At 70.4% G+C, this 11,230-nt stretch carries 10 protein-coding genes and 1 tRNA gene; 10 read left to right on the forward strand and 1 reads right to left on the reverse strand.

The annotated features are described in order from the left end of the window. Positions 1–315: 315 nt before the first annotated feature. The 7 genes from QM572_RS05685 to QM572_RS05715 are packed head-to-tail and all read left to right on the forward strand — an operon-like array spanning position 316 to position 8,216. Entirely contained in the window at positions 316–1,248 is a 933-nt protein-coding gene (locus QM572_RS05685; protein WP_415090951.1) for an NAD-dependent epimerase/dehydratase family protein, read from the forward strand. A 1-nt stretch (position 1,249) separates the two neighbouring features. Further along, the gene (locus QM572_RS05690; RefSeq protein ID WP_415090953.1) at positions 1,250–2,578 is read left to right on the forward strand and encodes an NAD(P)/FAD-dependent oxidoreductase; all 1,329 of its coding nucleotides are present in this window, start codon (positions 1,250–1,252) and stop codon (positions 2,576–2,578) included. Further along, positions 2,575–3,045, forward strand: coding sequence for a GtrA family protein (locus QM572_RS05695; RefSeq protein WP_415090955.1), 471 nt, complete (start codon positions 2,575–2,577; stop codon positions 3,043–3,045). The genes QM572_RS05690 and QM572_RS05695 overlap by 4 nt, the downstream gene beginning before the upstream one ends. After that, positions 3,038–4,498, forward strand: a complete 1,461-nt coding sequence (locus QM572_RS05700) for a UbiA family prenyltransferase (RefSeq protein WP_415090957.1) — start codon at positions 3,038–3,040, stop codon at positions 4,496–4,498. The genes QM572_RS05695 and QM572_RS05700 overlap by 8 nt, the downstream gene beginning before the upstream one ends. A 7-nt stretch (positions 4,499–4,505) precedes the next feature. Then, positions 4,506–5,855 (forward strand): FAD-binding oxidoreductase, encoded by a 1,350-nt coding sequence (locus QM572_RS05705; RefSeq protein WP_415090959.1) that lies wholly within the window; start codon positions 4,506–4,508, stop codon positions 5,853–5,855. A gap of 14 nt (positions 5,856–5,869) precedes the next feature. Beyond that, the gene (locus QM572_RS05710) at positions 5,870–6,610 is read left to right on the forward strand and encodes an SDR family NAD(P)-dependent oxidoreductase (RefSeq protein WP_415090961.1); all 741 of its coding nucleotides are present in this window, start codon (positions 5,870–5,872) and stop codon (positions 6,608–6,610) included. Between the two features lie 34 nt (positions 6,611–6,644). Then, positions 6,645–8,216: a metallophosphoesterase family protein gene (locus tag QM572_RS05715; protein WP_415090963.1), complete on the forward strand. Its 1,572-nt coding sequence runs from the start codon at positions 6,645–6,647 to the stop codon at positions 8,214–8,216. A gap of 89 nt (positions 8,217–8,305) precedes the next feature. Here the strand turns inward: QM572_RS05715 and QM572_RS05720 are convergent, their stop codons facing one another. Further along, positions 8,306–10,003: a glycoside hydrolase family 13 protein gene (locus QM572_RS05720; RefSeq protein WP_415090965.1), complete on the reverse strand. Its 1,698-nt coding sequence runs from the start codon at positions 10,001–10,003 to the stop codon at positions 8,306–8,308. A 40-nt stretch (positions 10,004–10,043) separates the two neighbouring features. Between QM572_RS05720 and QM572_RS05725 the strand changes: the two genes are divergently transcribed. From QM572_RS05725 to QM572_RS05735, 3 genes are all read left to right on the forward strand, one after another. Next, positions 10,044–10,116: transfer RNA gene (locus tag QM572_RS05725), tRNA-Thr, on the forward strand. A gap of 183 nt (positions 10,117–10,299) precedes the next feature. Continuing rightward, a complete protein-coding gene (locus QM572_RS05730; RefSeq protein ID WP_415090967.1) occupies positions 10,300–10,605 on the forward strand; it encodes an MGMT family protein in 306 nt (101 codons plus the stop codon). After that, the gene (locus QM572_RS05735) at positions 10,598–11,173 is read left to right on the forward strand and encodes a dienelactone hydrolase family protein (RefSeq protein ID WP_415090969.1); all 576 of its coding nucleotides are present in this window, start codon (positions 10,598–10,600) and stop codon (positions 11,171–11,173) included. The genes QM572_RS05730 and QM572_RS05735 overlap by 8 nt, the downstream gene beginning before the upstream one ends. The last annotated feature ends 57 nt before the right edge of the window (positions 11,174–11,230 follow it).

The following is an 11,230-nucleotide window of genomic DNA, read 5'->3' on the forward strand; positions in this document are numbered from 1 at the left end:
GAGCGCCGCCGGCACCATAACGACGTAGCGGGCCACTTGCGAGGTTGGCGGCGCAGCCAGCCCACGGGCCGCGACGTCGGGGGACTGGCGAGTGCGCGAGAGATCAGAGGACCGCTGCTGCCGCACCCGCCCTTGGGGCCCCGATCAGCTGGAGCCAGACGTCGTCGCTGCCGAACGAATAGGAGTGCAGGTAGAGGGCGGCGAAGAGAAGGAAAACCCCGACGGGGCGAGGTAGGCGAGGGCCCTCCATCGGGGCCTCGGACGTCTCGTTCGGGAAGTCGGGCTCATGGCCGTGACGCGCTAGCCTAGGCGACCGTGTCGAAGGTCATCATCACCGGCGGGGCCGGGCTGGTCGGGCAGAACCTCCTGGTGGAGATCGCCGACGATCCGGCCTATGAGATCACGGTCATCGACAAGCGGGCCGAGGCCCTGAAGGTGATGCGCGAGCTCTTTCCGTCGGTGACCGCCGTCGAGGCGGACCTGGCCGAGGACGGCGCGTGGACCGAGCTCTTCGCGGGCGCGGAGGTGGTGGTGCAGCTCCACGCCCAGATCGGCGCCCCGACGCGGGAGCCGTTCGAGCGCAACAACGTGCTCGCCACCGAGAAGGTGCTGGCCGCGATCACGGCCCACCAGGTGCCCTACCTCATCCACGTCAGCTCGAGCGTCGTCCGCTCGGTCGCCGACGACTGGTACACCCAGACCAAGCGCGAGCAGGAGGAACTGGTGCTCGCCTCCGGCATCCCCAGCCTGGTGCTGCGCCCGACGCTGATGTACGGCTGGTTCGACCGCAAGCACCTCGGCTGGCTCTCGCGCTTCATGAAGAGGATCCCCGTCTTCCCGATCCCCGGCAACGGCCGCTTCATGCGCCAGCCGCTCTACGTCCGCGACTTCGCCCGCGTCATCGCCAGCGCGCTCAGGATCCGTCCCGTGGGGGAGATCCACGACGTGACCGGCGTCGACAAGGTGGACTACGTCGACCTGATCCGCGCCATCCGGACGGCCGTCCACGCCCGCACGCTCCTCGTCTTCATCCCGGTGAAGGTCTTCGCGTTCCTGCTCTGGGTGTGGGCGAGGTTCGACAAGAACCCGCCGTTCACCGACCAGCAGCTCAACGCGCTCGTCGCCGGCGACGAGTTCGACGACACCGACTGGCACGAGCGCTTCGGGGTCACCCCGACGCCGCTGGCGGCCGCGGTGGAGGAGACGTTCAACGATCCCCGCTACTCCGAGATCGTGCTGGAGTTCTGAGATGGGCGAGAGAGTCGCCGTGATCGGCGCCGGCCCGATGGGGCTCGCGACGGCGTACCAGCTGACGAAGGACGGGCACACGCCCGTGCTCTACGAGGCGGCCCCCAAGGTCGGCGGGATGTGCATCACCTTCGACTTCGACGGCACCGACATCGAGCGGTTCTACCACTTCCACGCGACCTCCGACGTCGACTTCTTCGAGCTCGCCGACGAGCTCGGTCTGGGCGACAGGATGCGTTGGAAGGCCACGAAGATGGGCCTCTTCCACAACGGCCGGCTCCAACCGTGGGGCAACCCCGTCGCGCTGCTGAAGTTCAAGGGCCTGAGCCTGATCGGCAAGATCCGCTACGGCCTGCACGCGTTCACCTCGGTCAAGCGCAACACGTGGGACAAGCTGGACAAGCTGGACGCGAAGCAGTGGGTCCTGAGGTGGATCGGCCGTCGGGCGTACGACGTCACCTGGAAGATGCTGTTCGACCTCAAGTTCTACGACTACGCCGACAACCTGTCCGCGGCGTGGATCTGGAGCCGGATCCGCCGGATCGGGCGCTCGCGCTCGAGCCTCATGGCCGAGAAGCTGGGCGCGATGGAGGGCGGCAGCACGACGTGGCTCGACGCGCTGAGCGCGGCGATCGTCGCCGGTGGCGGTGAGATCCGCACCTCGACCCCGGTCACCCGCGTGGTGCTCGAGGGCGAGGGGACCGGGCAGCGGGTGACGGGCGTGGAGACCGAGGCGTCCGGGTTCGAGGGCTACGACCGGGTGATCAGCACGGTCCCGCTGCCCTACGTGCCGCGGATCCTGCCCGACCTCCCGGCGCCGATCCTCGAGCAGTACCAGGCCAAGAAGAACATCGCGGTGGTCTGCGTCATCACCAAGCTCCGCCGGCCGCTGACCGAGAACTTCTGGACCAACGTCAACGACCCCGAGATCCCGTTCATCCCCGGCGTCATCGAGTACAGCCACGTGCGGGACCTCGCGAACCCCGGCGAGCACATCGTCTACGTGCCGTTCTACGTCCCCGGCGAGCATCCGCTCTACGCCGAGCCCGACGAGCGTTTCGAGGAGCGGGTCCGGGACGCGTTCAAGCGGATCAGCCCCGACCTCGTGGACGACGACATCACCGGCATCGTGGTGAGCCGCTATCGCTACGCCCAGCCGATCTGCGAGCCCGGCTTCCTCGACACGCTGCCCGACTGGAACCTCCCGGTCGACGGCCTGTACGTCGCCGACACGTCGTACTACTACCCCGAGGACCGCGGCATCTCGGAGTCGATCAAGTTCGGCCGGATGATGGCCCGGACGGCCGCCGGAGAGCTCGCCGCCCGATGAGCAGCTCCGCCTCTCCGCCCAGCTCCCCGGTGAGCCTGGCGAGCAACACGTTCGTCCGCTTCCTGGCGGCCAGCGGAGTCGCCGCATGCGTGAACTTCGGCTCGCGCTTCGCGTTCAGCGTCTGGGTGCCGTACGCCGTCGCCGTGGTCCTCGCCTACACCTGCGGGATGGTCACGGCCTTCGTGCTCAACCGCCTCTTCGTCTTCACCGAGCCGTCGCGCAAGACCTCCCACTCGCTGCTGATCTTCGCCGGCGTCAACGTGCTCTCGCTCCTCCAGACGCTGCTCGTGAGCGTCCTGCTCGCGGACTGGCTGCTCCCGGCGATCGGCATCCACGAGATGGCTGAGGCCGTCGGCCACGCGGCGGGCATCGTCGCCCCCGTCTTCACGAGCTACCTCGCTCACAAGCACTGGTCCTTCGGCACCGCCGAGGCGGCCGCGATCGCCGAGGAGCCGGTCGTTGACTGACGCGCTGAGCACCCCGGTGACCGACATCCCGCTCGTCGTCGACCTCGACGGCACCCTCATCGCCACCGACCTCCTCTACGAGGCGGGGTCGGCCAGCCTGATCGGCTCGCCCGCCTCGGCGCTGCACATGGCCGGCTGGCTCAAGCGCGGCAGGTCGACCCTCAAGCGCGAGCTCACCGCCCGCGTCGAGCTCGACTATGCGGTGCTGCCGTTCCGCCACGAGGTGATCGAGTGGCTCCGGGCCGAGCGCGCCGCCGGGCGCCGGCTGATCCTGGCGAGCGCGTCGGACCGGCACGCGGTCCAGGGGGTCGCCGACCACCTCGGTCTCTTTGACGAGGTCTTCGGCTCGACGCCGGAGTCCAACCTCCGCTCGGAGGCCAAGCGCGACCTGCTGGTCGAGCGGTTCGGTCCCCGTGGCTTCGACTACGTCGGCAACAGCAGCCACGACCTCCCGGTCTGGGAGGCCGCCCGGGTCGCGCACGTCGTCAGCGACTCGGCCTCGCTGCGTGCCAAGGCCGCCGAGCGCGCCGAGCTGGGCCGCACCTTCGGCCCCGGGCGCCGCCGCGGGCCGCTGCGCGCCTGGCTCAAGTCGATCCGGATCCACCAGTGGAGCAAGAACGCCCTCGTCGTACTGCCGCTGCTGCTCGCGCACCGCCTCGGTCACGTCGACGACATCGTCAGCGCCCTCGTCGCGTTCGTCTCGTTCAGCCTCACCGCGTCGAGCGTCTACGTCCTCAACGACCTCGCCGACGTCGAGAACGACCGGCACCACCACAAGAAGCGCACCCGGCCCTTCGCCGCCGGGGACCTGAGCCTCGCCGCGGGCTGGGTGTCATGGCCGCTACTGGCCCTGGCCGGCCTCGGCCTCGCCTTCCTGCTGCCGCTGCCCTACCTGGCGGTGCTGCTCACCTACCTCACCCTGACGACGCTCTACACCTTCGCGCTCAAGCAGCTTCCGGTCGTCGACGTCGTCACCCTCGCGCTGCTCTACACCCTGCGGATCGTGGCGGGCAGCGCGGCGCTCGACCTGGCGCTGTCCAACTGGCTGCTGACCTTCTCGATGTTCATCTTCCTCGGCCTCGCGATGACCAAGCGGGTCAGCGAGCTCACCCGGATCCGCCGCGAGCTCAGCGGCGCGGCCAAGGGGCGCGGCTACGTCGAGGCCGACCTCGAGCTGCTCTCGATGGTGGGCGTCTCCTCGAGCATCGCCTCGGTGCTCACCTTCGCGCTCTTCGTCCAGGACGGCACCACCATCGGGCTCTACAAGACGCCCGGCGCCCTCTGGATGAGCGTCCCGGTCCTGCTCGGGTGGCTGCTGCGGGTGTGGCTGCTGGCCCACCGCGGCGAGCTCGACGAGGACCCGATCCTGTTCGCGATCAAGGACCGCGTCAGCCTCGTCCTCGGGGCAGTCGTGGGAGTGATCTTCCTCTTCGCCATGCTGGTGGCAGTGTGAGGACGCCGTGACGGACCACGCTGTGAAGGGAGTCGCCGTGGAGCTCGGTGGATGGGGGCGCCACCCCCTGGTCGAGGCGGAGCTGGTCGCCGCACGCTCGGCCCGTGACGTGGCGGACCTCCTCGACGGCGGTCCGCTCACGCCGCGAGGCCTCGGCCGCTCGTACGGCGACAGCGCGCTCGGGCCGCGGGTCGTGGATCTGACCGCGCTCGACGCGCTCGTCGCCTTCGACGAGGAGACCGGATCGCTGACCTGCGAGGCCGGAGTCTCGCTCTCGGAGATCCTGACCCGGTTCGTCCCCCGGGGCTGGTTCCTGCCGGTCACGCCCGGCACGCGCTTCGTCACGGTCGGCGGCGCGGTCGCGTCCGACGTACACGGGAAGAACCACCACCAGGACGGGACGTTCTGCGACCACGTCACCTCGCTGCGGCTCCTCGTCGCCAGCGGCGAGGTGCTCGAGGTCTCGCGCACCTCGCACCCGGAGCTGTTCCACGCCACCTGCGGCGGCATGGGCCTGACCGGCGTCATCCTCGAGGTGACCTTCACGCTGCTGAAGGTGAGCTCGCGCAACGTCGACGAGACGCTGATCAAGGCCCCCTCGCTCGACGCCGCGCTCGAGGCGTTCGACGAGCACTACGGCGCGACCTACTCGGTCGGCTGGATCGACCTGCTCGCCTCCGGCTCCTCACTCGGCCGCTCGCTCGTGATGGTCGGAGAGCACGCAGGAGACGGCGACCTCGGGACCGCCGCCGACGGCGTCGCGGGGATGCTCGCCACCATGCCGATGGACCTGCCGTCCGGGATGCTCAACCGCTTCACCGTCAAGGCGTTCAACACGCTCTACTACCAGCGGGTGCGCAAGCCGCTCACCGTGCACACGATCGGCTACGAGCCGTTCTTCTACCCGCTCGACAAGGTCGGCGACTGGAACCGCGTCTACGGACGGCTTGGCTTCCTGCAGTACCAGTTCGCCATGCCCTTCGGCACCGGCGGAGCCGGCAAGGCGGCCCTGCGGGAGGTGATCGGGCGGATCGCCGCCGCCGGGCTCGCCTCGCCGCTGGCGGTGCTCAAGCTCTTCGGCCCGGCCAACGACAACCACCTCTCGTTCCCCACCTCGGGCTACACCCTCGCGCTCGACTTCCAGGCGAACGAGCGCGCGTTCGCGCTCTGCGACGAGCTCGACCGCCTCGTCCTCGAGGCCGGCGGGCGACTCTACCTCACCAAGGACGCCCGGATGAGCCGGGAGACCTTCGAGGCGGGCTATCCCCGGCTCGCCGAGTTCGAGGCCGTCCGCGCGCAGTACGGCGCAGCCGGCGTCTTCGTCTCCACCCAGTCCCGGCGCCTCGGGCTCGCCTGAAAGGATCCCCGACCATGACCCGCATCGCCATCATCGGCGCCACCAGCGGCATCGCCACCGCCGTCGCCCGAGAGTGGGCCGCGCGTCCCGACGTGAGCTTCCGGCTCGTGGGCCGCAGCGACGAGAAGCTCGACCGGCTGGCCGCCGACCTCCGCGCTCGGGGAGCGGCGTCGGTCGAGACGTCGGCGCTCGCGCTCGACGACGCCACCGCGGTCGCCGCAGCCGTAGACTGGTCCTTCATCGACGGCCCGGTCGACCTCGCCCTCATCGCCTTCGGCGACATGCCCAGTCAGGAGGAGGCGGACGCCTCGCCCGAGGTGGCCGCCCACCTGCTCTCGCTCAACGGCACCATGAACGCTCTCGCGGCCCACCTCGCCACGCTGCGCCTCGTCGCCGCCGGCACGGGCACGCTCGGCGTGATCGGCTCGGTCGCCGGCGACCGCGGCCGCCAGTCCAACTACCTCTACGGCTCGGCCAAGGCGATGGTCGCTACCGCGGTCGCCGGCCTCCAGCACCGGGTCGCGGGCACCGGCGTCTCGGTCGTCCTGATCAAGCCCGGCCCGACCGCCACCCCGATGACCGACCACCTGCGTGGCGGAAAGCTGGCGCTGGCCCCCGTCGAGCAGGTCGGCCGCGAGATCGTGCTCGCCCTCGACAAGGGCACCCCCGTCCTCTACACCCCCGGCAAGTGGCGGATCATCATGGCGATCATCCGCAACCTCCCGCGAGCCCTCTTCCACCGCACCAAGCTGTAACAGCGGCGTCAGGTCCGCATGGCACCCTGGGGGGATGTCTGAGCCCAGTTCGACCGAGGGGACGCCCGCTGCGCGACCCCGCCGCCGGTCGGTCTGGGCTCGCCGGATCGCCAAGCCCACGGCGTACGTCGTCGTCTGGCTCGTCCTGACCGCCTGCGCCTTCCTCATGGTGCTCTCGGTCAGCAGCCGGCAGGCGACGTTCCTCTCGCACGAGGCGACGATCACGCCGTCGCTGTCACTGGCGCATCCCGGGCAGGTGACCGTGCACACCGGGCCAATCCTGCCCGACGTCCGGATCCCGTCGGGTGCCCCGATCGCGGTCGACGTCACGCTCGGCAAGACGACCGCGTCGAGCATGGAGGAGCTGGTCGACCGCTACGCGATCCTGGCGAGCGCCGCCGACGGTGAGCGGGCCAAGCTCACCGCGGTGCTGCGCGACATCCTCGTCGACGCCGCGCTGCGGGCAGCCGTGCTCGGGGCGGTGCCGCTGCTCGTCTGGGCGCTGCTCGGCTCGCATCGGCGCCGGCAGCTCATCCTCGAGCGGATCCCGACGCTGCGCGGCATCGGCGCCGCGGCGCTCGGTCTCGGCCTCGTGCTGGCCGCGTGGCAGCCCTGGGTCGGTACCTCGTCGACCTCCACCGCGTCGGAGTGGATCCCGCTGCCGGACTACCTCGACGGGGTCGAGGTGCCGAAGGAGTTCTCGAGCGTGTCCATCCGTGGCGACGTCTCCGGCAACGAGGTCCGGCGGCTCGTCGAGTCGATGATCTCGGCCTACTCCGCCAGCAAGGCGTTCTACGACGACGCGGCCGAGCGCGCCGACGGGCTGGTGCTGCACGAGCCGTCCGAGGGCGACACGGTGGTGCTGGTCGTGACCGACCGGCACGACAACGTCGGCATGGACGCCGTCGCCCGCGCGATCGGCGACAAGGGCGGCGCGACCGCCGTCTTCGACCTCGGCGACGACACCTCGACGGGATCGGCGTGGGAGGAGTTCTCGCTCGACTCGGTGACCGAGGCGTTCAAGGACCTGCCGCGCTGGGCGATCCCCGGCAACCACGATCACGGCACGTTCGTCGGCAAGACGATGAAGGCCGACGGCTGGACCGTGCTCGACGGCGACGTCGTGGACGGGCCCGGCGGCTCGACGCTGCTGGGCGCGGCCGACCCGCGCTCCTCGGGCCTCGGTGACTGGCGCGACCAGAAGGGGCTCACGATCTCCGAGATGGGCGAGAAGATCGCCGACGCCGCCTGCGAGTCGGACGAGGACGGCACTCGGGTGACGACGCTGCTCGTGCACGACCAGAACATGGGCCGCGAGGCGCTCAAGCGCGGATGTGTGGACCTCGTCCTGGCCGGACACGTGCACCTCTTCGAGGGACCGACCGCCGTGACCGGCTCGAACGGGTCGACGGGATGGTCGTACACAACCGGGACGACCGGCGGGGCGGCGTACGCGTTCGCGCTGGGATCCAAGCCGCGCCGTGAGGCCGGCGTCTCGCTGGTGACCTACCACGGCGGCGTCCCGATCGGGGTCCAGGGCGTGCGGCTGGAGACCAATGGCGCGTACGTCGTCGACGACTGGGTCGCGCTGAACGCCGCCTCCTGACCCCCCGCCCCGCCCCGCCGAAGCCCCTCCGTGACTTAACTGCTGGTCAACGCGCGCCTGAGCAGCTGTCGGCGGTGTTCGACCAGCAGTTAAGTCAGCTGAGTGACGTCGAACGTCCCGGCGGCGCGGTCGGCGGTGATCCGCAGGGTCTCCTCGGGATGCTCGCGCAGGAAGACGATGCGGTCGTCGTCGGCGTACAGGAAGCGGAGGCCGCCCTCGCGGAGCGCGACGTGCTCGTGTCTCAGCGCCGCCATCCGGCGGTAGAAGCCGAGCGTCTCGGTGTCCCACTGGTCGCGCCGGTCCCACGGCATCGGGCGGCGGGAGTCCTCCCCGTTGACGCCCTCCAGGCCGATCTCGTCGCCGGCGAAGATCATCGGCACGCCGGGCAGGGTGAAGAGCAGGCCGGCGGCGACGCGGTGGAGCGCCGGGTCGCGGACGAGGGTGCGGATGCGGGCGGAGTCGTGGGAGCTGAGGATGCTCCACGACTGCAGCGCGGCGCGCCAGCCGTAGCGGGCGCGCCACTCGCGCAGCGCGGCGACCGTGGCGCCGCCACCTCGACGCTGGACGGGGACGGGTCGGCCGAAGGGGCGCGCGTCGGTCTCGGGCGCCCGGAGCCAGCCCCAGATCGGCCAGGAGAAGCCGGAGTAGTTCATCGTGCCGTGCCAGCCGTCGCCGTCGATGTCGGTCGAGGCGTCGTGGTTGTGCTCGCCGATGAGCCAGCCGTTCGGGTTCTCCTCCTCGATGGTGCGGCGGATGGTGCGGGCGACGTCGTGGTTGACGTCGATGGCGCCGAGCCGACCGCTCATGTTGGCGACGTCGATCCGCCAGCCGTCGAGGAAGTAGGGCGGCTTCAGCCAGCGGGCGACGGTGCTGTCGGCGCCCTCGGTCATCGCCGCGCGCATGTCGGGGTCGGTGTGGTCGAGCTTGGGGAGGGTGGGGTAGCCCATCCAGGTCTCGTAGCTGCCGTCCTCGTGGAAGTAGTACCACTCCCGCTTCTCGGGGTCACCGTGCTGCGCCGCCCGGAACCACTCGTGGGTGTCGCCGGTGTGGTTGGCGGTGAGGTCGCCGACGAGGTGCATGCCGCGCTCGTCGAGCGCCTCGGCCAGCCGCTGATAGGCCTCGTCGCCACCGAGCAGCGGGTCGATGGCGTCGAACGTGCTCGCGTTGTAGCGGTGGTTGGACTCCGCCGGGAAGACCGGCGTCGTGTAGAGCACGTTCACGCCCAGCTCCTGCAGGTGGTCCAGGTGCTCGACGATGCCGTCCAGGTCGCCGCCGTAGAAGCCGAGCCAGGTCCGGTCGTCGCTTCCCTCGTACGACGGCAGCTCGTCCCACGTCTGCGGCTTCGCCCACGCCGGCGTCTCGCGATCGTCCGCGGCGGCGCTGCGCGCGAACCGGTCGGGGAAGACCTGGTAGACGATCGCGTCCTTCGTCCACGCCGGCGCCGGCCGGTGCGTCGAGAGCCGGAAGTCGAAGGTGTCGCTCGGGTCGTGCTCGGTGACGCCGGCGGCGGTCAGCCAGCGCTGGGCGCCTTCGTCGTCGGCCAGGAGCCAGCGGTAGTGCGTGATCGGTGAGTGGCACGGCACCGTCGCCTCCCACCACTCGTCCGCCGTGCGAGTCGCCTCGAGGTAGACCGGCTCGGCGTCGTACGTCGTGCGGAGCCAGGCCCGCGTCGCCGGATCGTCCGCGGCGACCCGCATCCGCACCGTGACCTCCTCGCCGAGCTGCGGGGCCTGTGTCGAGCAGTAGAGCGGCGATCCGTCGTGATGGGGCTCAGCGGACAGGTCCATGCCGCCATTCAATAGGATGTCCGGGCGCCCGCGGGCGCATGCCGGTGTAGCTCAGTTGGTAGAGCGCCTCACTTGTAATGAGGATGTCGCGGGTTCGACTCCTGTCTCCGGCTCGGTTGGTCGCCCGTTGAACGCGCGTTTCCCGCTGTGCGGCTCACGCTCCGGGATTCAACGGTCGTTGAATCCGGATCGGTCAGGCACGACAGCGGAAACGCCCGTTCGATCGACCTCGATCACGCCGGGACGCAGGACAGGGGCGACCTGTCTTGTCGGTGGGGGTGGATAGTGTCGAGGGCGTGGCGGGGATCCCGGAGGACTTCATCGAGGCGGTGCTGGCCGTCGTGGAGCGGATCCCGCCCGGCCACGCGGTGACGTACGGCGACATCGCGGCGTTCCTGGACCGCGGCGGCGCGCGGGGCGTCGGTGGCGTCATGGCCCTCGAGGGGCACGGCGTGCCCTGGTGGCGGGTGGTCCGGGCCAACGGGACCTTGCCCGCCCACCTCATGATCGATGCGCAGGAGCACTGGCATGTCGAGGGCACTCCGGTGCACCGTGGGAGTGTCGACCTGAAGACCGCACGATGGGAGATAGCTGATGGCTGAGATCGTTCTGTTCCACCACGCCGGCGGACTGACCGAGGGTGTCCTCGACTTCGCGGAGAAGCTCCGCATCGTCGGTCACACCGTCCACACCCCGGATCTCTTCGAGGGCCACACCTTCGCCGACGTGGAGGAGGGCGTGGCGTGGGCACAGGCTCGGGCCGGGGAGGACGAGCGGGTCTTCGCCGACCGTGCGAAGGCGTTCGTCGCGACGCTGCCGACCACCGAGCTGGTCTACGGCGGGATGTCGATGGGCTGCGCACGGGCCGCCGAGCGGGTGATCTACGGCGAGGGCGCGCTCGCGGCCTTCTTCCTCTATGGCGCCGTCGACCCGGCGTGGTGGGACAAGAAGTGGCCCGCCGACGTGCCCGCGGAGGCGCACGTCACCGAGGAGGACCCCTGGCGCGAGCTCGAGGCGGAGGAGGGCTTCGTCAAGGGCATCGCGAAGGCGGAGCTGTTCACCTACCCCGGCACCGGCCACCTCTTCCTCGAGCCGGGGCATCCCGACTACGACGAGGAGCTGGCGCACATCGTGACCAGCTCGATCATCGACTTCCTCGACGAGGTCTGACGCCGAGTGGGGCCTCCCCTGGGTGCGAGTGGGGGCGAGGCTCGCCCCCACTCGCAC

Origin of the sequence: Nocardioides sp., assembly GCF_047607365.1 — a bacterium.
Classification (GTDB): Bacteria; Actinomycetota; Actinomycetes; order Propionibacteriales; family Nocardioidaceae; genus Nocardioides.